This is a genomic window from Halobellus sp. GM3 (assembly GCF_052545375.1).
In genome coordinates, this window is sequence record NZ_JBQWLT010000001.1 from 236,894 (window position 1) to 255,153 (window position 18,260).

The following is an 18,260-nucleotide window of genomic DNA, read 5'->3' on the forward strand; positions in this document are numbered from 1 at the left end:
GGGCAGTCGACCCGGGCCGCCCTAGCCGTACATCTCGCCGAAGACCTTTTGCTGGGCGGCGCGGAGGTGCTGCAGGAACGTCGAGTGGCTCACGCCGAGCGACGCCGCGACCGCCGTCGCGCTGCTCTTTCGCGGCGACTCGAAGTAGCCCTGATGGAACGCGGCCCGGAGCGCGACGGCCTGCTTGTCGGTGAGTTCGCCCGTGAGCCGCTTCACAGCCGGGGAATCGACCTCCCGATCGGTCTCGACGAGCGACTCGACCGACACCGTCGGATACTCGGATTCGAGCCGCTCGATCACGCCGCTCGGGTCCTGCGTGGCGGCGATCTCGACGTGTAGCGTCGCCCCGTCGGCGCGGACGACCGTTTCGCGGACGACGGCGCCGAGATCCGCGAGCCGGGACTCGGGCGTCGGGCCGTCGACGACGACGGTGAAGCGGCCGCTGTCGTCGGTCGTCCAGACCGTGTCGACGTCGACGACCGCCGGGTGCTCGGTCGCGGCCGCTCGAACGGCGTCCTCGGCGATGCCCTCGGCGGTGAGATACTGAATCGTCCGTCCTTCCTCGTAGGGGACCGTCCCCTCGACGACGACCCGACTGTCGGTATCGCCTCCGCTCATCCGCTGGGCGACCTCGTTCAGGTAGTAGCCGTCTCCGTGGAGTCGCAGACCGAGTTCGACCACGTGTCGCGAGGCGAGCGCGCGGTGCGTTTCGATGCTGTGGATCGCGAAGGCGGTAGTCTCCGCGAGCGACAGCAGCAGCGATCGCTCGGTCTCGTCGAACCGCGGCGACCGGCGATCGTACACCGCGAGAACGCCGTAGAAGATGCCGTCGTGAACGATCGGGAGCGCCGCACCGGAGCGGTATCCGGCCTCGCGGGCCGCGTCCCGCCAGCCCGTCGCGAAGAGCTCCTCGAAGTCGTCGACGAACGCCGGCTCCCTCGACCGAGCGGCCCATACGCTCGGCTCGGTGTCGTGTTCGTCGTCGAGCGAGAGCGTGACTGAATCGACGTACGAACTGTCGCCACAGACGCTGTCGGGGCGGAGTTCGCCGTCGGCGACGCGTCCGATCCACGCGAGCGCGTAGCCGTACTGGTGGAGCTGCTCACAGACCGTCCCCTCGAGGTCTTCGCGCGTCCGCGACTCGACCAGCGCCCGCTGGACGTTGCGGTTCAGCTCCCGCTCCCACTCCAGTTCGCGCTTCCGGCGCTTCCGCCGTGTGACGTCGCGCGCGGAGATGAGCACGGCCGGCGCTTCCGCGTACGTGATCGCCCGCCCCGCGAGCTCCCAGTGGCGTGTCTCCCCCTCGCGGGTGAGGATCCGCGCCTCCTGCAGGCCCTCGTCGTCCGATCCGTCGTACCACGCGTCGATCGCGTCTCGAACGGCCGCCCTGTCCTCTGGGTGTACCAACTTCTCGACGGGATCGAACGCGTCGAGCCCTGGCCCCTCGTAGCCCACGAGTTCGGCCAGCCGGCGGTTCCAGAACGCGGCGCGCCCGTCCTGAACGATCACGATCGCGTCGCTGCTCTGTTCTGTGACTGTCCGGTACCGCTCTTCGCTTTCGGCGATCGACTGCTGGAGGCGGTGCTGCTCGACGGCGGCGCTGATGCGCCGCTCGAGGAGGGTCGTCTGATCGGCCTTCGGATCCTTGATCAGATAGTCGCTCGCCCCGAGGCTGATCGCCTCCGCGGCGACGTCCTCGGCCCCCTCGCCGGTGAGAAGCAGTATCGGAATCTCCCGGTCCTCCCCTCGGACCCGTTCGAGAAGCTGGATCCCGTTTACCTCCGGCATCTGGTAATCCGTGACGAGGCAGTCGCAGTCGTCCGGTCCGCGCAGTCGCTGTAACGCCTCGTTGGCGCTCGTCGCGATCGAGACGTGCAGCCTCTCGTTCTTCCGTTCGAGGTCCTGCGAAAGGAACCGCGCCCACTGCTCGTTGTCGTCGACGAGGAGGACGTCTATCGGCGTGCCGTCGGCCGTTGCGTCAGAGGACACCGTGAAATCGTACCTACATATGAAGGCCGGTACGTTAATCTTCCGCTCGCCGTCGCCCGCGGAGGGTGCAACGGGCGCTCGTCAGATCAGTCGCGAGCGCGCGTCGAGCCGGCGGAGACGGGTTCACGCTCGGTTCGCGGCCTAGGGAGCGTAGTAGTACTCGCCCTGCTTCTTCTGCTTGCGGTCGAGCTGGGAGTCGGGCTTGTTGATGCGGGGCCGCTGGGTCCGCTCGTCGCGGCGGAACGTGATGTCGAGATCCCCGAGGAAGTCGTTCATTCCCTCGCGCATCTCCTGGGGTGCCGTCGCGTGACCGTACTCGGAGGGCTCGCCGTCGAACACCATCAGTCGATCCGCCAGCAGATCGATCATATAGATGTCGTGGTCGATGACGAGCACCGTCTCGTCGTGGTTCTCCGCGTAGCGACGGATGGCGGTCGTCGCCTGCACGCGCTGTTCGACGTCGAGGTGCGCGGAGGGCTCGTCCATCACGTACAGGTCGGCGTCCTCGGAGAGGCACGCCGCGATGGCGACGCGCTGGCGCTCCCCGCCGGAGAGGTCCTCGAGGTTCCGCTCCATGATGCGGTTCAACTGGAGGGGGTTCGCCACCTCCGTGTTCCAGTACGACGTCCCGAAGTCGTTCGTGATCGACGAGAGGAACGCGTCGACGCGCATCGGCTGGTCGATCTCGATGTACTGCGGCTTATACGAGATGTCGAGCCGGAAGTCGAGTTCGCCCTCGTCGGGTTCGAGCGCGCCCGTGAACAGCTTCGCGAGCGTCGACTTCCCGATCCCGTTGGGGCCGACGACGCCCAGCACCTCCGACTCGTAGATCGTTCCCGGATCGACGTCCAGCGAGAACTCGCCCTCGCCGTAGGACTTCGAGATCGCCGGGTACTCCACGAGCGGCGCCGCCTTCGACGTCTCCCGGGGGGCGTGCTCGTGGAACTCGATCTCGCCGGGGCGGATCCGCATATTCTCGTTGGAGAGATACCCCGTGAGATACTCGTTGATGCCATTTCGGACGGACTTCGGGTCCGTGATGACACCGAACGCGCCGGGCTCGCCGTAGGCGACGTGCAGCGAGTCCGCGAGCAGGTCCAAGATCGCGAGGTCGTGTTCGACAACGAGTACGGCGCGCCCCTCGTCCTCGGCGAGTTCGCGGATGAGCCGCGCCGCGGTGACGCGCTGGCCGATGTCGAGGTACGGCGAGACCTCGTCGAGGAAGTAGAAGTCGCGGTCGCGCGCGAGCGTGGCCGCGAGCGCGACGCGCTGGAGTTCCCCGCCCGAGAGCGTATCGAGCGGCTGGTCGACGACCGGCCGGATGCCGAGCCGATCGACGTAGTCGTCGAGCGCGCCGCGCTCGTCCGTCGACTCGAGCAGTTCGATCGTCGTCCCGTCGAACTGCTTGGGGATCTGATCGACGTACTGGGGCTTGCGCGCGATGGTGACCTCTCCCTCGCGCACCCGCTCGATGTACGTCTGAAGCTCCGTCCCCCGGAAGCGATCGAGGACTGCCTCCCACGTCGCCTCCTGTCCGTGCGCGCCGAGGTTCGGGACCATCTCGCCGGCGAGCGCCCGGACCGCGGTCGTCTTCCCGATGCCGTTCGGTCCGAGAATCCCCGTTACGGTGCCGGATTCCGGCACCGGCAGCCCGTAGAGCGCGAACGCGTTCTCGCCGTAGCGGTGGACGGGGTCGTCTTCGAGTTCGGTCGGTAGGTTGATGATCTCGATCGCGTCGAAGGGGCACTTCTCGACGCAGATCCCGCAGGTCTCGCCGAGACAGACCTCCTCGGAGATCCGGATCTGCTCCGGGCCGCCGTCGTAGGGTTCGTCCTCCTCGTAGTACTCCCCGCGAGTGACGATGCACTCTTTGCCCGTCCGGTTCGGCGGACAGTAGTTCGCACACTCGTAGCTGCAGCGGTCGGGCTGACACCGATCGAGGTCGACGACCGCGATGCTGTCGTCAGCCATGACTTACAGCGCGACACCTTCCGTCAGGAGGACGCCGAACGTGATGAACCACAGCGTGAACGTCATAAACGTCACGTAGAGGTAGTCTTTCGCCCCGAACTCGGAGATGTCGATGCCGACGACGCGCAGGATCGGGAACTGCGCGAGGACGAGCGCGACGACGATCAGAAGCGACTGCTGGCTCGCCGCGTCGGCGACCGCGGTCCCGACGAACCTGGCCGACGCCAGCGCGGCGACGACGCCGGCGAGACAGGCGATCGTGGTGACCGTGACCCCCCGGAGATGATCGGAGAGCCCGCTCTGCGTTTCCGTGGCCATACGTACGCCTCCGACACCCGGCGTCAAAAGCCGTTCGTTCCGGTAGCCGGCCGCCGACGCGAACGCTCGCGGGCTTTCGAAGTGGTTAAGAGCGCCACGCCGGAAGTTCCGGCAACTCGCTGGTCGGACGGGACGCCAGTGGGCACCCGAGGGATCGGGACGAAATGTGGGCGGACGTCGAACGTCCCCCGAATCGCAAGCGCCCGTGGTGAAACCAATGGCACGAAGTTTCTACTCACACATCAAGGAAGCGTGGAAGCAGCCCGGCGACGGCAAGCTCGCCGAGCTGCAGTGGCGAAGAAAGCAGGAGTGGCGCGATCAGGGCGCCATCGTCCGAATCGACCGACCGACGCGCCTCGACAAGGCCCGCGAACTCGGATACAAGGCCAAACAGGGAATCGTCGTCGTGCGCGTCGCCGTCCGGAAGGGCAACGCCCGCAAGCAGCGGTTCAAGGCCGGCCGCCGCAGCAAGCGGCAGGGCGTCAACCGCATCGGCCGCCGCAAGAGCATTCAGCGAATCGCCGAAGAGCGCGCCGCCCGGAAGCACCCGAACCTCCGGACGCTCGCGTCCTACTGGGTCGGCGAGGACGGCTCCCAGAAGTGGCACGAAGTGATCCTTATCGATCCCGAACACCCTGCGATCCAGAGCGACGACGACCTCAACTGGATCTGTGCGGACGACCACCGCGGCCGCGCCTTCCGCGGGCTGACCAACGCCGGGAAGTCGAACCGCGGGCTCCGCACCCGCGGCAAGGGCGCAGAGCACACCCGCCCGAGCATCTCCTCGGACCGCCGACGCGGGAAGTAACTGCGGCCGGTCCGCGGGGTCGTGGACTCGTTTTTCGCGACTCGCGTTCGCGCCGGGAACGCCGTATGCTCCGTCGCGACCGCATTTTTCACACCGCGGGAACCGCCCGCCGCCTTTTTACTGCCAGTTCGCAGAGTCGCACGTATGGACGAAGCGTGTCCCAAGTGCGGATCGACGGAGTTCGAGAGCGAAGACGACGGACCGAACGTCTGCGACAACTGCGGGCTCCGCTGGCACAGTTAGTCGACGCCCGATTTGGGTCGACGGCCGGATGGCGGTAGCGGGGCGAACGCTCGCCGGTCACTCACGCGGGTCGCGATCCGGTCCCGGATACGCGTCGCCGACGACCTCCCGGTAGAGGCTCTCGGCGTCGAAGAGCGTCGCGAACGCCCGCGGATGGCGTGCGCTCACGGAGAGGCGGCCGCCGAGCGCCGCCCCCGCCTTCGCCGAGAGGAGCCGCTCGTCGTACGAGAGGAGATGCATCGCGCCGCCGCGGTAGGCGGTCGCGAGCGCGGGGTGATCGCCGGGCGGCTGGGCGACAGACTCGACCCACGCCTCGGCGCGCTCGCGCCACGCGGCGGCGAGGTCGGATTCGGTGAGATCGGAGAGGACGGCCTCCGCGTCGTCAAGGAGCGGGCCGCTCGCGAGCAGGGTCGTCCACGAGTGCTCCCGGAGGTGGTCAAGCGCGTCCCGGGCGTCGCCGCCGACGAGGAGGTCGGCCGCGAGGACGTCGGCGTCGGCGACGACGCGGGCCGGGTTCGATTCGGCCGGCGGCGACGCGGCTTCACCCGTCGATGCCCGCTCGCCGCCCCCGTCGACACCGTCCCACCCTGAGGTCTCCGCGCGGCGTTCGTGTCGGTCCTCGTCCTCGCGGACGGTCTCGATCGCCTCTCGGACCGCGGTCTCGTCGACGTCGTACGCCTCGGCGCGCTCGAAGAGCGTGCGCCACGATTCCATACGCCGCCTGCGTCCGCCGAGAACAAGAAGGCTGCCGTCCGCCGTTCGGTCCACTGCCGTCCGTCGATGCGTCCGCCGTCGAGACGTTTGCCCGGAATTCGACCGCCTCGCCTAGACGAGCAGTTGGATGTCCGCGTCGGCCATGTCCTGAATGGCCGTCGCCGCGCCGACGCCGGTCGTGACGCCGTCGTAGAAGTCGTCCTCGTCGTAGTCCATCAGTTCGATCGTCATCTGGCAGGCTTGGAACTCCACGCCCATGTCCAGCGACGTCTCGATGAGTTCCTCGATGGTCGCGGTGTCGTTGTCGTCGATCTTCTTCTCCATCATCGATGTCGTCACGCGGTCCATCCCGGGGAGCGCGCCGACCACGTTCGGCACCGGCATATTGGGGTTGCCGACGGAGCTGAGTTTGAGGTTCTTCGAGCGCTCCTCGTGGAGGATGTCCAGCCCCCAGAACGTGTGGAACACGGTCACGTCGTAGCCGAATGCGGCGGCCGTGCTCGCGAGGATGAGCGGCGGGTACGCCATATCGAGCGTCCCCTTCGTGGCGATGATGGACATCTTCTTCTCGCTGTCGGCGGCCGCGACCTCGGCCAGTTGCGCTTCGAGTTCGTCGACGCGTGCGGCGAGTTCGGCCCGCGATGGGGCGTCGGCGTCTGTCGCCGCCGAGCCGTCTTGGGGTGCCTCGTCGTTCCGCGTGCCCTCCGCCGCCGTGTCGGGTGTCTCCGTGCTCATCGTTAGAAACTGAACACTTGGTCTGCGTCCTCGACCGCCTCGAGGAACGTCGCCGCGCCGGCGAACGTGCTCGTCACCGAGTCATCGATCGCGTCTTGGTCCCACGCGAGCATGTCGAGCGTCGTCGTGCAGGCGACCGTCGTGACGAGGTCGCCGCCGTCGGCGACGAACGCGTCAAGCAGGTCGTAGGGGTTCGGCATCCCCTCCTCGAGGAGCGGTTCGATCTCGGAGACGTCCTTCTCGCCCTCCAGCAGGTGCGTCAGCCCGTCGAAGGTGAAGTAGACGAGCACCTCGGTGTCGGTCGCCAGCGCGGTGTGTCCGAGGTTCATCGCCATCGCGAGGCTCTTCGGACTGTCGCTGTCGACGATGATTCCGATCTTCTCCATCGGCTCACTCCGTCTTGCGGACGTAGTGTTTGTACACGTCCTCGCCTTCGACCTGATCGATCATCTCGACGCCGTCGGTTCCCGCCGCCCAGCCGTCGAGATCGCTCATACTTCCCGGGTCGGTCGCGAGCACTTCCAAGACGTCCCCCTCCGCGAGGTCGTCGATGGCAGACTTCGTCTTGACAACCGGCATCGGGCACGATGCGCCTTTCACGTCGAGCGTCTCTGTGATGTCGAGTTCTTCACTCATGGTAGGTCCGCTCCGTTGCTTCGTATTGGAGCTATCACACAATATCGGTGCGACGATTAAAAGAATGTCGGTTCTTGTGCCTACTGCAAACAACTGTGGGCCGTATATCCGTATCTCACGCGTGCGTGTGAGTCCTTCAACACTCCATTGAATCGCCCTATAATGCACTTCTTACGGATCAGACGTTACGTTTTTCCCGAACAAGCTGCGCTATTATGCACCTATTGTATTGCACACTAATTGAACTACTATCCGAATGTTTTTGTGTCGCCACCCAGTAGGAGGCGATGACGATATGAATCCCGAAGACTTCCCGACTCCGGACGCGACCGTCGAGGCGGTCGCCCCGGAGACGCTGAAGGCGCAGATCGACGGCGGCGAGGACGTCACCGTCCTCGACGCCCGGATGAGTTCCGAGTACGACGAGTGGCACATCGACGCCGAGAACGTCACTTCGATCAACGTCCCCTACTTCGAGTTCCTCGAGGACGACATCGACGCGGACGTCCTCGAGCAGATCCCCACGGACCGCGAGGTGACCGTTCTCTGCGCGAAGGGCGGCGCCAGCGAGTTCGTCGCTGGGACCCTGAAGGATCGCGGCTACGACGTGGTCCACCTCGAAGACGGAATGAACGGCTGGGCGCGCATCTACGAGCGCGTGGCCGTCTCCGCGTACGAGGGCGCGGGCGAACTCTACCAGTACCAGCGGCCCTCCTCGGGCTGTCTGGGCTACCTGCTCGTCGACGGCGACGAGGCCGCCGTCGTCGACCCCCTCCGCGCGTTCACCGACCGCTACCTCGAGGATGTCGAGGACCTCGGCGTTGAGTTGACGTACGCGTTCGACACGCACATCCACGCGGACCACATCTCGGGCATCCGGGATCTGGATGCTGAAGGCGTCGAGGGGGTCATTCCCGCGGCCGCGGTCGACCGCGGGGTCACGTACGCGGACGAACTCACGACCGCCGAAGACGGCGACACCTTCGCCGTGGGCGAGGCGACCGTCGAGACGGTGTTCACGCCGGGCCATACGACGGGCATGACTTCGTATCTCCTCGACGAGAGCCTCCTGGCGACGGGCGACGGGCTGTTCATCGAGAGCGTCGCGCGCCCGGACCTCGAAGACGGCGACGAGGGCGCGCCCGACGCCGCGCGGATGCTCTATGAGTCCCTGCAAGAGCGCGTGCTCACGCTGCCCGAAGACACCCTCGTCGGCGGCGCCCACTTCAGCGACGCGGCCGAACCCGCCGACGACGGAACCTATACTGCCCCGCTCGACCAACTGCTCACACAGATGGACGCGCTCACGATGGATGAGGACGAGTTCGTGGAACTGATCCTGTCGGACATGCCGCCGCGGCCGGCGAACTACGAGGACATCATCGCGACGAACCTCGGGCAGAACGCCGTCGACGACGAGGAGGCGTTCACCCTCGAACTCGGCCCCAACAACTGCGCCGCCAGCCAGGAATCGCTCGCCGGTGACTGAAGAGACCAATGGTGATTGATCCACTTCCGCTGCAACTGGCCGCAGAGCTGTTCCCCAACGGGATCAGTCGATACGCGGTCGGGGGGATGCTCGTCGGTCTCGGCGTGGTCGTGATCTACATCGGCACGGGCATTCCGGCCGGCGCGAGCACGTTCCTCGAATCGACGCTGTCGTATTTCTCCGACCAGTCGCGGTTCCAGCGGTACGTCTCCTCGCGGGACTGGCGGCTCGTCTTCACGCTCGGCATCGTCCTCGGCGGGCTGGCGTTCGCCGCGACAGTCCAGTCCGGGGTACTCACGACGTCGCTGTACGAACCCGGCTCGACCGGCGAACTGTACGAGGTTGGGGGCATCACGCTCTGGCTGACGGACGTCCAGCCTTGGCGGCTGTTCCTCGGCGGCATCCTCGTCGGGATCGGTACCCGGATCGGCAAGGGATGCACGTCGGGCCACGGCGTCTGCGGCGTCGGCTCGGCGTCGAAGACCTCCCTCGTCGGCGTGGCGACGTTCCTGCTCGTCGCCATCGTGACGGCCCAGGTCATCGCCGCACTGGGGGTGAGTCCATGAGTGACCGACATCCTCTCTTCGTGCCGCTGGTCCTCGTCGGCGGCCTGATCTTCGGATTCGGCCTCGGCTTCAGCCACATGGCGCGACCGGAGGTCGTGCTCGATTTCCTCCAGTTCGACGATCTCGGGTTGCCCTTCGTGATGTTCGGCGCGGCGATCGTCTCCGGAATCGCCTTCTGGGTGATGCCCCGGATTCGCGATAGCGCGCCGCTGACCGGAGATCTGTATGAACGGCGGCTGAAGTCGTTCGATCGGAACGTGCTGATCGGCGGCGCGATCTTCGGCGTCGGCTGGGGGCTGTCCGGCATCTGCCCGGGCGCGGCCTACGCCAGCCTCGGCATCGGCAACGTCACCATCCTGTGGGCGCTCGCCGGGATGTTCCTCGGCGCGTACGCGCAGGGCTACTGGCGGAGCCGATAGGGCCTCACCGCCGTCTGACGCGGTTTTAAGTACATTACGAAATAGCATCCGATCGGGCGCGCACCGGGTACCAGTGCTTGACGGCCTCGTACTGCCGGCCGTCGCGGCGAGTGCCGAAACGGCCGGTCTTCACGTTCCCATCCGCTCGCTGCGCGCCCGACCGCGAACGTTTCCCCCGGTGGACGGCGTCGTCGTTCCGCGACGACGCATCCCACATTCGAGCGATGGAGTCCGGACCGACGGGTCGAACGATCTCTCTATCGTAGCGTTTACACCGTTTTGCGCATCCGACCGCACGCGGTCGGGCGACCGAGTGTGCACTGACGTGCAAACGCTTGTACCATCGGTCGTGCCTCACGCACCGAGCAGCGCGGACTTCGTCCGGTCGAGGCTGTCCTGATCGACGACGAGCGCGAGCTGATCGCCGGGTTCGACGACGGTGCCGGGAAGCGGAATCGTCATGGGCTCGCCGTCGCGCCCGTGCGCGTAGACGCGCCCGAAGTCGTCGAGGTCGATGTCGTTCACCTTCTGCCCGACCGCCGGCGACCCCTCGGGGATCGTCACGGTGGTGAGTCGAAGCTGTTCGGTCAGCTCGCCGATGGCGTTGAAGCTGCCGCCCAAAAGCGCCGTCTTCGCGCCCGCCGCGCCGAGCCGCTCGGGGTAGATCACCTCGTCGACGTCCTCGGCGTACCGCTCGTAGATCTCCTCTCTGTAATCCTCGCTGATCCGCATCGCGACCCGGCAGCCGAACCGCTTGCCGATCATACAGACCGCGAAGTTCACGTTCGGATCGCCCGTGAGCCCGCCGACGGCGACCGCGTTCTCGACGCCCGCGCGCTTCAGTACCGACTCGTTGCTGCCGTCGCCCTCGACGACCTCGAAGCCGGCCTCGCGGGCGCGATCGGCCTTATCGGGATCGTTCTCGACGACGACGACGGGGTGTCCCTCCTCGAAAAGAATCCGGGCCGTCCGCGAGCCGACCCGTCCGTAGCCGACGATAATGTACGACATATGCCAACGTAACGCACTGGGGGTACAAAAGCGTGGACGTGTCGCGCGGACGGACCCCCGACAGCGCCCGGTGGAACGGACCCGGTGTCGTCCGGTGGGACGGACTCGGCACCGCCCCGCGGCCACCGCTATCTGAGCCACTCGCGGATCGTCTCGATCAGCGTAGAGAGGCGCCGGGTGCCGAAGAGCGCGACAAGCACCGCCCCGACCGTGTCGAAGACGAGATCGAGTATCGTGTCTCCGAGGCCGTACTGGACCAACACGGCCTCGACGCCGACCGCCGCCGCCCCCAGCCGGGCGAGAAATTCGAGGACTTCCCACAGCACCCCGAGCGAGAGCGTCACGAGCAGGATGAAAAGCGAGAGAAAGCGCGGGGGAAAGGAGACGGCGTCCGAGTGGAGATCGATGGCGCGCGCGGCCGCGTAGCCGACCGCAGCGACGATCATCGCCGAGAGCGTGTGCGTCAGGTGATCGTACCACCAGATCTCGTCGTAGAAGCCGACCATCCCGAGCGCGTGCAAAAGCACCGCGAGCGTCACGACGAACGTCAGTCCCGGCGAGAGGCGGAGGTCCCAGTCCCGGCGCAGCACCGCCGGGAGATACGTGACGGCCAGCGCGAGCACCGCGTTGACGACGATCCCCAGATTCACCGTCGCGATGCCGTACCCGAGGATGATAGCGATGGCCATCCGCATCGCGCTGGCGGCGAGGGCCGCGGCCTCCGAGCGGGCTGGCAGTCGCATACGCGGCGATTGGTGGTCGTCGACTAAAAGCGTCCGACCGCGTTCCGTGGTATGACGACACACGGAACGGTCTTATTGACGATTCCCCTACAAGCGATCGATGATGGCCACCACCCACGCACTGGCGGGAGTCGCACTCGCCGTGCTCGTCAGCGTTCTCTTCCCCGAGAGCGCCGCTGGAACCTCGGTGATTCCCATCGCCGCTGCCGCCCTCGGCGGGCTGTTCCCGGACTTCGACCTCTATGCGGGGCACCGCCGGACCCTCCACTTCCCGGTGTACTTCAGCGCGGCGGCCGCCGTCGGCGCCGTCGTCGCCGTCGCCGCGACGGTCCTCGCGCCCCAGACCGGTCTCGTCGCTATGTCGGCAGCGCTGTTTCTCGCGGCGGCGGCGCTGCACTCCGCGTCGGACGCGATCGGCGGCGGACTGGAGCTGAAGCCGTGGCTCGGGACGTCCGAACGGGCGGTCTACAGCCACTACCACGGCCGCTGGATCCGCCCCCGGCGGTGGATCCGCTACGACGGCTCGCCCGAGGATCTGCTCGCCGCGGTCGTTCTGGCCGCTCCAGCGGTCTACGCCTTCGATGGCCCCGTCCAGACCGGCGTGCTCGCCGCCGTCGGGATCTCCGCGGTGTACGTCCTCCTCCGCAAGCCGATGGTGATCGCCGTCGAGGCGGTCGTCGACGCGCTTCCCGAGGGCGTCGTCGTCCGACTGCCTGCCCGGTTCGTCGAGGACTTCCGGTAGCGCTCGTCGACTTCTCGACCGAACCTGACAGAGCGGGGTTTTTCACTCGCGCGCGAGTCGGAGTCGTATGGACATCCGACGCGCGCTGCTCGTCGACGCCTTCACCGCCGAACCGCTCGCCGGCAACGCCGCCGGCGTCGTCCCGGAGGCGAACGACCTCGCGACCGACCAGATGCGGGCGATCGCCCGCGAGCTCGCCGTCAGCGAGACGGCGTTCGTCCTCCCCTCGGAAACCGCGGACAGGCGTCTCAGATACTTCACACCGTCTCAGGAGGTCGATCTCTGCGGGCACGCGACGATCGCCGCGTACGCACACCTCTATGAGGACGGCGCCGTCGACCCCGGCGAGCACACCGTCGAGACGCACGTCGGCGTCCTCGACATCGAGATCGAGGACGACGGCACCGTCTGGATGACGCAGGAGTCACCGAGCGTCCGGCGCGTCGCGATCGACTACGAGCGGCTCGGTGAGGCGCTCGGCGTCGACCCGGCCACGCTCTCTGACGTGGGCGCGGACGCCCCGACCGCGGTCGCCTCGACCGGCCTCCCCTTTCTGATGGTTCCGGTGAACTTCCTCGAGAACCTCGGTCGCATCGACCCCGACCCCGCCGCGATCGAGGCGCTCGGCGACGAGTACGACGTCGCCGGCGTCTACGCCTTCACGTTCGACGCGCTCTCCGCCGACGCGACGTTACACGCCCGGGCGTTCGCGCCCGGACTGGGCGTGACGGAGGATCCGGTCACCGGGACTGCGGCCGGCGCCTGCGGCGCGTACCTGCGCGAGATCGGCGCGTTCGACGAGTTCCCCGACGAGATGCGCTTCGAGCAGGGCCACTACCTCGACCGCCCGGGTCGGATCCGCGTCCGCGTCGGCGCGGACGTCCGCGTGGGCGGCCGCGCGGTGACGTCTCTCGACGGCCGGCTGACGGTCCCGCCAGAAGACGACGACGACATCGTCGAGGCGTAAGGGGGAAGCGACCTCCGTTTCGCCGCTGCGAATCCCGCTCGATCGCTTACCCGATGTACCGGAGATCGTCGTCGGTCGGCATCCCCTGCTGTTGGCTCTGCATCTCTTGGATCTTCTCTGCGACCTCCTTCATCTCCTCGGCGCGTTCTTCGAGGGAGTCGTAGTCGACCTCGAAGTCGACGACCGATTCGAGCACCTCGAGTACGGCCTGCGCGCTCGAGGGATCGACGAGGTAACCGCTCGTCTCGCCCATCAGACAGGCGGCCGAGAAACCGCGCCGACCGCCGAGACCGAGCAGGAGGCCGCTGACGCCGACGATGCCGCCGGCGGGCTCACCCTCGCGGAACTCGACGCCGGCGTCCTCGAGCGCGTCGACCCCGTCCGCGTGGCTCACCGCGCCCAACACGTCCGGTTCGTCGACGAGTTCGCCGGTCGGAACGCCGCCGAGCGCGTAGACGTCGTCGACGTCGTACGTCGCGGCGACGTCGAGGAACGCGTCGGTGATGTGGTAGTGTCCCGAGTGCGACTGCGCTTGGTGGTCGCCGGTCAGGACCAAGAGGTCCCGCTCGCCGGTGTCGACCGCGTGGAACTCCGCGCAGGCGAGTTCGGCGACGCCCTCGTCGTCGACGGCCACCTGCGGCGGGAACTCGTCGGCGAAGACGCGCGCGACGAGTTCGGAGTCGAACTCCTCGAGCAGGTGCTCGGCCGCCAGCTTCCCGACGTGTCCGACGCCGGGGAGTCCCTCGATCAGCGCCGGGTCGCGGAGATCGGGCTCTGTGAGCGTCTCGATCTCGATATCGTCCATACACTCACTCGCGGACGCGGCGTTTAAGAGCGCGTCGGTACTCGCCGTAGGCGTCTTTGGGGTCGAACGGCGCCGGAGCGGAGTTCTCGGTCTCGCCGCCGCACTCCGGGCACGTCTCCGCGAGCGTGTACACCGGTCGGTCGTGGACGTCGCGCCAGCGTGCACACACGCGAATGTCTGATTTCATAGCCAGAACGATGTCACAAATTCCATAGTCAGAACCGTGTCGCAACGACGCCGACAGCCACGCGCTACTCGTCGTCCTCGTGTCGCTGCCGGTGGTACTCGGCGGTACCGCCGTCGGCTTCGATCGACTCGCCGGCGCGGCCGGCGGACGCCTCGAGGGCGTCCTCGGCGGTCTTGTAGTCGGGGGCCCGAACGCGAATGCGGTACTCGGGTGCGCCGACGTACGTGACTTCGAGGTCGATCTCCTCTGGGACCTCGCCGTCGTCGCCCTCGGCCGCCTGCAGCGCCTCCTTGATCCGGTCGACGCCGTCACCGGTCGGACACCGGAGGTCGACGTATCCCGTGACGTTCACGTAGGGGACCGAGACATTCTCGCGGGCCGTCTGGACGATGGCGTCGACCGCCTCGTCGTCGAGGTCGACGTCCTCCAGCGCGTCCGAACCGTGGATCGCCGCGGCCTCGAAGCCGTCATAGAGGGTCTCGAACTCGGCCAGCAGCGCGTTCGCGACGGCGCTGTACCGTTCGTCGTCGATGTCCTCGCCGAAGGCGACCTCCATCCAGTTGTCTGCCTTCTGCTCGTTTTTCCACTCCTGGATCTTGTCCTTGCGCTGGTGTTCGTTTACGTCCTTGATCGAGAGATCGATCTGCTGGGAGCTCTCGTTGACGTCGAGGACCTTCGCCACGACGGTCTGTCCCTCGCGGACGTGGTCGCGGACGTTCTTGATCCAGCCGCTTGCGACCTCGCTGATGTGACAGAGGCCGCGTTTGTTCTCGTACTCGTCGAGGTCGACGAAGACCCCGAAGTCCGTGATCTCATCGACCTCGCCGACGACGAGCTCACCCGACTCGGGCCATCCGCTGTACTTCATGTATTGAATCCTCCGAGCGGAGACTTACGCCTCGACCGAGCGGCGTTCGACCGTCTCGACGACCTCGCCGTGAATCTCGGCGTCGCCGCCGGTCGGCGTCGCGAGCGTCGTTCCACAGACGGCGCAGTTGACCGTCGTCGACGCCTTTCCGAAGATGACCTGCTCGTTGTCGCAGTCCGGACACTGAACGCGGTAGAAGTTTCCTGCCATCGTTACTCCTGGAAGCGGAGGCGACCGGCGCGCCATCCCTCTCGCATGTGGGCCTTGCCGCAGTCCGAGCAGATGTACTTCAGGTTCGTCTTCTTCGTCGGCTTGTCGCCACCGGGAACCTTCGAGAACTTGCCGGCGTTTCCGATCACTGCCTTGCCGCGGCGTGTCTGCCGCGCGTTCCACTTCATTCCCGTCGAGCGACCCGTTCGGACTTTCTCGACCTCGTGCTCGTGATGCCCGTCGCAGTTCGGGCAGTACGTGTTAAACCGGCGTGGCATTTCCATAGATATCGACCTTGTGCCTGTTTCGACATCGTCGGTTAAAACCCGTTTGGTTCGCGCCGACGTCGGCGAGCCCTTCGGACGCGCTCTCTCGGCGACCGTCTCCGAAGCGATTAAGCCCCGACTGAGCCAACGACGGAGTATGAAGAAGGTCATCATCCGCGGGGATCCCGGAATCAACCGTGGCGCGACGATCGAAGTCGACGGCGAGGAGGTCGTCTGCTTTTCGATCGACAGACAGAGCGACTACCACGGCGCTGACCGCCCGCAGCTGTGGTGCACCGTCGGCAGCGAGGACGAGCGCGAGGCTTTCGAGAAGCGCGAGTTCGTTCCGCACTTCCTCGACGTGGTCGCCGTCGACGCCGAGGCCGTGACGGTCGTCTCGAAGCGCGGCGCGTCGTAGATCGCCCCGCACGCCGCCGGGGCTCTTCACGGGCCATCGGTGCCCCCGATCGGTAGCGCGCCGGCGGTTCCCTTCTGACCGACGAAATTATCCTGCTCGACCCCCGCGATCAGACCCGTCCTTCGGCGTCTCAGATATCACCTGTGATATCGTGACGCGAACGTTGATAATACCCGGAATATGCGGCGGTGTGCGGTTATCAGCTATTGAAAACGCGCGCGTGGACTTATATCGCCCGTCGGGTGAACTGGGCGTATGCGCTTCCTCGATACGTACGAACGCGTTCTGTGGACGACGATGGACGTCCTCGGCGTCTCGCGCTCGGTCGCGCGGAAAGTCCTCGTCGCGGTCGGTATTCAGTTCGGGATTTCGATCGCACAGGCGGGGCTCCCGTGGTTCGTCGCGGGCGAGACCCAGACGCTGCTCTCGGCGGTGCTCCTCGCGGGCGCGGTCGTCGCCTTCGTCAACACCGTGCTGATCGTCCGTCGCGACGTCGTCGAGCCGATCGAAGACCTCTCTGCGTCGGCCGCGGCCGTCGCCGCCGGCGACCTCTCTGCGTCCCCGCCGACGTTCGACGGCGACGACGAGGTGGCGCGGCTCGTCGAGGACTTCGGCGATATGCACGAGCACCTCCAGTTGGTCTCCGCGCAGGCGACCGCGATGGCCGACCAAGAGTTCGACGACCCGGTTCTCGAGGAGCGGCTCCCGGGGGAGTTCGGCGATTCGCTCGGCCGCATGGCGACCGACCTGACGGCGCACACCCGAGCGCTCCAGCGACTCGTCGACGCCTTCGGCGAGGCGACGGAGCGGGCCCGCGAGGGCGATCTCACGGCGCTCGTCCCGGCAGACGAACTGGCCGCCGAAGACGACCGCTACGGCGAAGTGGCCCGGTCGTACAACGAGTTCGTCCGGACGCTCTCGGCGACGATCGGCGACGTGCAGTCGTTCGCCGATCAGGTCGCGGAGATGAGCGACCAGGCGCAGACGCACGTCCGGCGCGCGACCGAGTCGAGCGAGGCGGTCGCCGCCGCCGTCGACGAGATCGAGGACGGGGCGGACACCCAGACCGAACACCTCCAGACGGTCGCCTCGGAGCTGTCGACGCTCTCGGCCACCGTCGAAGAGATCGCCGCCTCCGCCGACGAGGTCGCTGGGACCGCCGAGCGCGCCGCCGAGCGCGGGCGGGCGGGCCGCGACGTCGCGACGACGGCGATGGAGGAACTCGACGCGGTCGAGGCGCGGATCGACGAGACGGCGACCGCCGTCGAGGAGCTCGCGGCGCTCATCGAGGAGATCGACGAGATCGCCGAGTTCATCGACGAGGTGGGATCGCAGACGGATCTCCTCGCGATCAACGCCTCGATCGAGGCGGCCCACGCCGGCGACGCCGGCGACGGGTTCGGCGTCGTCGCTCGCGAGGTCAAGGCGCTGGCGGAAGACACCCGCGAGTCCGCCGACGAGGTCTCCGCGCTCATCGAGGAGGTCACGGAGCGCTCGGAAGCGACGCTCGAAACCGTCCACGAGACCGACGCGCAGGTCGAATCGAGCGTCGGAACGGTCGAGGAGGCGATCGAGGAGTTCGAGACGATCGTCGACGACGTCGAGGGGATCGACGCCAGCGTCCGCGAGGTGAGCGAGGCGACGGATCAGCAGGCGAACTCCTCACAGGACGTCGCCGCGCGCGTCGACGAAGTCGCGAACATCTCCGAGGAGACCTCCGCACAGACCACCGCTGTCGCCGACGACGCCTCGAAGCAGTCCGAGTCGCTCCGCGAACTCCAGTCGCAGGCGAGCGCGCTCTCCGATCGCGCGAACGGCCTCGACGACCTCGTCGGCTCCTTCGAGGTGCTGGAGGACCACCGAGACCGGATTGCCGACGTGATGGGCGACCGCGAGAGCGACGGTTCGACGGCTGACGAGGCCGTCGGCGGCTTCGACTTCGGGCAGGAGACGGACGGCGTCGAGCCCGCCGTTGATCGTACAGAGCGCTCGGCGGCCTCGGCTGCGACCGACGACTGATACGGATCTCGCCGCTCTCAATCCGCTCTCGCCGTGCCGTCGGTCGGTAGCGCTATCGCTGTGTAATCCTTCTCTCTCTGGCGTACAGCCGGCACCGCAGATCCCGCGCCGACGTGCCGGGCAACCGCTTTCCCGA

23 protein-coding genes are annotated in these 18,260 nt (G+C 67.1%); 9 read left to right on the forward strand and 14 right to left on the reverse strand.

Features of this window, described 5'->3' with window-relative positions:
• Positions 1-21 precede the first annotated feature (21 nt).
• From ACT3HL_RS01180 to ACT3HL_RS01190, 3 genes are all read right to left on the reverse strand, one after another.
• Positions 22-1,989: a bacterio-opsin activator domain-containing protein gene (locus ACT3HL_RS01180; protein ID WP_445084972.1), complete on the reverse strand. Its 1,968-nt coding sequence runs from the start codon at positions 1,987-1,989 to the stop codon at positions 22-24.
• A gap of 141 nt (positions 1,990-2,130) precedes the next feature.
• On the reverse strand, positions 2,131-3,960 hold the full coding sequence (locus tag ACT3HL_RS01185; protein WP_445084973.1) for a ribosome biogenesis/translation initiation ATPase RLI: 1,830 nt from the start codon (positions 3,958-3,960) through the stop codon (positions 2,131-2,133).
• A 3-nt stretch (positions 3,961-3,963) separates the two neighbouring features.
• On the reverse strand, positions 3,964-4,278 hold the full coding sequence (locus ACT3HL_RS01190; RefSeq protein WP_445084974.1) for an EMC6-like membrane protein: 315 nt from the start codon (positions 4,276-4,278) through the stop codon (positions 3,964-3,966).
• Between the two features lie 217 nt (positions 4,279-4,495).
• Here ACT3HL_RS01190 and ACT3HL_RS01195 point away from each other — a divergent pair, with 217 nt between their 5' ends.
• Both ACT3HL_RS01195 and ACT3HL_RS01200 read left to right on the forward strand, forming a co-directional pair.
• Positions 4,496-5,086 carry a 50S ribosomal protein L15e gene (locus ACT3HL_RS01195; protein WP_445084975.1) on the forward strand — a complete coding sequence of 197 codons (591 nt, stop codon included), beginning with the start codon at positions 4,496-4,498 and terminating at the stop codon, positions 5,084-5,086.
• Between the two features lie 144 nt (positions 5,087-5,230).
• Positions 5,231-5,329 carry a TFIIB-type zinc finger domain-containing protein gene (locus ACT3HL_RS01200; protein WP_445084976.1) on the forward strand — a complete coding sequence of 33 codons (99 nt, stop codon included), beginning with the start codon at positions 5,231-5,233 and terminating at the stop codon, positions 5,327-5,329.
• A 57-nt stretch (positions 5,330-5,386) separates the two neighbouring features.
• Here ACT3HL_RS01200 and ACT3HL_RS01205 read toward each other — a convergent pair whose 3' ends face one another.
• From ACT3HL_RS01205 to ACT3HL_RS01220, 4 genes are all read right to left on the reverse strand, one after another.
• Positions 5,387-6,043 (reverse strand): DUF7384 family protein, encoded by a 657-nt coding sequence (locus tag ACT3HL_RS01205; protein ID WP_445084977.1) that lies wholly within the window; start codon positions 6,041-6,043, stop codon positions 5,387-5,389.
• 111 nt (positions 6,044-6,154) lie between these two features.
• On the reverse strand, positions 6,155-6,778 hold the full coding sequence (locus ACT3HL_RS01210; RefSeq protein WP_445084978.1) for a DsrE/DsrF/DrsH-like family protein: 624 nt from the start codon (positions 6,776-6,778) through the stop codon (positions 6,155-6,157).
• A 2-nt stretch (positions 6,779-6,780) separates the two neighbouring features.
• The gene (locus tag ACT3HL_RS01215; RefSeq protein WP_445084979.1) at positions 6,781-7,164 is read right to left on the reverse strand and encodes a DsrE family protein; all 384 of its coding nucleotides are present in this window, start codon (positions 7,162-7,164) and stop codon (positions 6,781-6,783) included.
• 4 nt (positions 7,165-7,168) lie between these two features.
• Complete coding sequence (locus ACT3HL_RS01220; RefSeq protein ID WP_445084980.1) at positions 7,169-7,414, reverse strand: sulfurtransferase TusA family protein; 246 nt, start codon at positions 7,412-7,414, stop codon at positions 7,169-7,171.
• A gap of 295 nt (positions 7,415-7,709) precedes the next feature.
• Here ACT3HL_RS01220 and ACT3HL_RS01225 point away from each other — a divergent pair, with 295 nt between their 5' ends.
• From ACT3HL_RS01225 to ACT3HL_RS01235, 3 genes are read left to right on the forward strand one after another with little or no spacing between them, the layout of a single operon-like run.
• Entirely contained in the window at positions 7,710-8,903 is a 1,194-nt protein-coding gene (locus ACT3HL_RS01225) for an MBL fold metallo-hydrolase (protein ID WP_445084981.1), read from the forward strand.
• 8 nt (positions 8,904-8,911) lie between these two features.
• Positions 8,912-9,469 carry a YeeE/YedE family protein gene (locus tag ACT3HL_RS01230; RefSeq protein WP_445084982.1) on the forward strand — a complete coding sequence of 186 codons (558 nt, stop codon included), beginning with the start codon at positions 8,912-8,914 and terminating at the stop codon, positions 9,467-9,469.
• Complete coding sequence (locus tag ACT3HL_RS01235; protein ID WP_445084983.1) at positions 9,466-9,888, forward strand: DUF6691 family protein; 423 nt, start codon at positions 9,466-9,468, stop codon at positions 9,886-9,888. Before ACT3HL_RS01230 ends, ACT3HL_RS01235 begins: the two co-directional genes overlap by 4 nt.
• Positions 9,889-10,242: 354 nt before the next feature.
• Here the strand turns inward: ACT3HL_RS01235 and ACT3HL_RS01240 are convergent, their stop codons facing one another.
• Both ACT3HL_RS01240 and ACT3HL_RS01245 read right to left on the reverse strand, forming a co-directional pair.
• On the reverse strand, positions 10,243-10,899 hold the full coding sequence (locus ACT3HL_RS01240; protein WP_445084984.1) for an NAD-binding protein: 657 nt from the start codon (positions 10,897-10,899) through the stop codon (positions 10,243-10,245).
• Between the two features lie 128 nt (positions 10,900-11,027).
• Positions 11,028-11,642, reverse strand: coding sequence for a hypothetical protein (locus ACT3HL_RS01245; protein ID WP_445084985.1), 615 nt, complete (start codon positions 11,640-11,642; stop codon positions 11,028-11,030).
• Between the two features lie 100 nt (positions 11,643-11,742).
• On the opposite strand from ACT3HL_RS01245, the gene ACT3HL_RS01250 reads away from it, so the two are divergent.
• Both ACT3HL_RS01250 and ACT3HL_RS01255 read left to right on the forward strand, forming a co-directional pair.
• Positions 11,743-12,384 (forward strand): metal-dependent hydrolase, encoded by a 642-nt coding sequence (locus ACT3HL_RS01250; RefSeq protein ID WP_445084986.1) that lies wholly within the window; start codon positions 11,743-11,745, stop codon positions 12,382-12,384.
• A 67-nt stretch (positions 12,385-12,451) separates the two neighbouring features.
• Positions 12,452-13,351 carry a PhzF family phenazine biosynthesis isomerase gene (locus tag ACT3HL_RS01255; protein WP_445084987.1) on the forward strand — a complete coding sequence of 300 codons (900 nt, stop codon included), beginning with the start codon at positions 12,452-12,454 and terminating at the stop codon, positions 13,349-13,351.
• Between the two features lie 46 nt (positions 13,352-13,397).
• On the opposite strand, the gene ACT3HL_RS01260 is transcribed toward ACT3HL_RS01255, so the two are convergent.
• From ACT3HL_RS01260 to ACT3HL_RS01280, 5 genes are all read right to left on the reverse strand, one after another.
• Complete coding sequence (locus tag ACT3HL_RS01260) at positions 13,398-14,156, reverse strand: proteasome assembly chaperone family protein (protein ID WP_445084988.1); 759 nt, start codon at positions 14,154-14,156, stop codon at positions 13,398-13,400.
• Between the two features lie 4 nt (positions 14,157-14,160).
• Entirely contained in the window at positions 14,161-14,343 is a 183-nt protein-coding gene (locus ACT3HL_RS01265) for an RNA-protein complex protein Nop10 (RefSeq protein ID WP_445084989.1), read from the reverse strand.
• Positions 14,344-14,407: 64 nt separating this feature from the next.
• Positions 14,408-15,211, reverse strand: a complete 804-nt coding sequence (locus ACT3HL_RS01270) for a translation initiation factor IF-2 subunit alpha (protein WP_445084990.1) — start codon at positions 15,209-15,211, stop codon at positions 14,408-14,410.
• Between the two features lie 24 nt (positions 15,212-15,235).
• Positions 15,236-15,421 (reverse strand): 30S ribosomal protein S27e, encoded by a 186-nt coding sequence (locus ACT3HL_RS01275; protein WP_445084991.1) that lies wholly within the window; start codon positions 15,419-15,421, stop codon positions 15,236-15,238.
• Positions 15,422-15,423: 2 nt separating this feature from the next.
• On the reverse strand, positions 15,424-15,705 hold the full coding sequence (locus ACT3HL_RS01280; protein WP_445084992.1) for a 50S ribosomal protein L44e: 282 nt from the start codon (positions 15,703-15,705) through the stop codon (positions 15,424-15,426).
• A gap of 139 nt (positions 15,706-15,844) precedes the next feature.
• Between ACT3HL_RS01280 and ACT3HL_RS01285 the strand changes: the two genes are divergently transcribed.
• On the forward strand, positions 15,845-16,105 hold the full coding sequence (locus ACT3HL_RS01285) for an HAH_0734 family protein (protein WP_445084993.1): 261 nt from the start codon (positions 15,845-15,847) through the stop codon (positions 16,103-16,105).
• A gap of 255 nt (positions 16,106-16,360) precedes the next feature.
• On the forward strand, positions 16,361-18,124 hold the full coding sequence (locus ACT3HL_RS01290) for a methyl-accepting chemotaxis protein (RefSeq protein ID WP_445084994.1): 1,764 nt from the start codon (positions 16,361-16,363) through the stop codon (positions 18,122-18,124).
• Positions 18,125-18,260: the final 136 nt, after the last annotated feature.

Excerpts from the sequence above, each read along its gene's own strand:
- ACT3HL_RS01185 (WP_445084973.1), bottom strand. The coding sequence starts at position 3,960 with ATGGCTGACGACAGCATCGCGGTCGTCGACCTCGATCGGTGTCAGCCC.
- ACT3HL_RS01190 (WP_445084974.1), bottom strand. The coding sequence starts at position 4,278 with ATGGCCACGGAAACGCAGAGCGGGCTCTCCGATCATCTCCGGGGGGTC.
- ACT3HL_RS01195 (WP_445084975.1), top strand. The coding sequence starts at position 4,496 with ATGGCACGAAGTTTCTACTCACACATCAAGGAAGCGTGGAAGCAGCCC.
- ACT3HL_RS01200 (WP_445084976.1), top strand. The coding sequence starts at position 5,231 with ATGGACGAAGCGTGTCCCAAGTGCGGATCGACGGAGTTCGAGAGCGAA.
- ACT3HL_RS01205 (WP_445084977.1), bottom strand. The coding sequence starts at position 6,043 with ATGGAATCGTGGCGCACGCTCTTCGAGCGCGCCGAGGCGTACGACGTC.
- ACT3HL_RS01210 (WP_445084978.1), bottom strand. The coding sequence starts at position 6,778 with ATGAGCACGGAGACACCCGACACGGCGGCGGAGGGCACGCGGAACGAC.
- ACT3HL_RS01215 (WP_445084979.1), bottom strand. The coding sequence starts at position 7,164 with ATGGAGAAGATCGGAATCATCGTCGACAGCGACAGTCCGAAGAGCCTC.
- ACT3HL_RS01220 (WP_445084980.1), bottom strand. The coding sequence starts at position 7,414 with ATGAGTGAAGAACTCGACATCACAGAGACGCTCGACGTGAAAGGCGCA.
- ACT3HL_RS01225 (WP_445084981.1), top strand. The coding sequence starts at position 7,710 with ATGAATCCCGAAGACTTCCCGACTCCGGACGCGACCGTCGAGGCGGTC.
- ACT3HL_RS01230 (WP_445084982.1), top strand. The coding sequence starts at position 8,912 with ATGGTGATTGATCCACTTCCGCTGCAACTGGCCGCAGAGCTGTTCCCC.
- ACT3HL_RS01235 (WP_445084983.1), top strand. The coding sequence starts at position 9,466 with ATGAGTGACCGACATCCTCTCTTCGTGCCGCTGGTCCTCGTCGGCGGC.
- ACT3HL_RS01240 (WP_445084984.1), bottom strand. The coding sequence starts at position 10,899 with ATGTCGTACATTATCGTCGGCTACGGACGGGTCGGCTCGCGGACGGCC.
- ACT3HL_RS01245 (WP_445084985.1), bottom strand. The coding sequence starts at position 11,642 with ATGCGACTGCCAGCCCGCTCGGAGGCCGCGGCCCTCGCCGCCAGCGCG.
- ACT3HL_RS01250 (WP_445084986.1), top strand. The coding sequence starts at position 11,743 with ATGATGGCCACCACCCACGCACTGGCGGGAGTCGCACTCGCCGTGCTC.
- ACT3HL_RS01255 (WP_445084987.1), top strand. The coding sequence starts at position 12,452 with ATGGACATCCGACGCGCGCTGCTCGTCGACGCCTTCACCGCCGAACCG.
- ACT3HL_RS01260 (WP_445084988.1), bottom strand. The coding sequence starts at position 14,156 with ATGGACGATATCGAGATCGAGACGCTCACAGAGCCCGATCTCCGCGAC.
- ACT3HL_RS01265 (WP_445084989.1), bottom strand. The coding sequence starts at position 14,343 with ATGAAATCAGACATTCGCGTGTGTGCACGCTGGCGCGACGTCCACGAC.
- ACT3HL_RS01270 (WP_445084990.1), bottom strand. The coding sequence starts at position 15,211 with ATGAAGTACAGCGGATGGCCCGAGTCGGGTGAGCTCGTCGTCGGCGAG.
- ACT3HL_RS01275 (WP_445084991.1), bottom strand. The coding sequence starts at position 15,421 with ATGGCAGGAAACTTCTACCGCGTTCAGTGTCCGGACTGCGACAACGAG.
- ACT3HL_RS01280 (WP_445084992.1), bottom strand. The coding sequence starts at position 15,705 with ATGGAAATGCCACGCCGGTTTAACACGTACTGCCCGAACTGCGACGGG.
- ACT3HL_RS01285 (WP_445084993.1), top strand. The coding sequence starts at position 15,845 with ATGAAGAAGGTCATCATCCGCGGGGATCCCGGAATCAACCGTGGCGCG.
- ACT3HL_RS01290 (WP_445084994.1), top strand. The coding sequence starts at position 16,361 with ATGCGCTTCCTCGATACGTACGAACGCGTTCTGTGGACGACGATGGAC.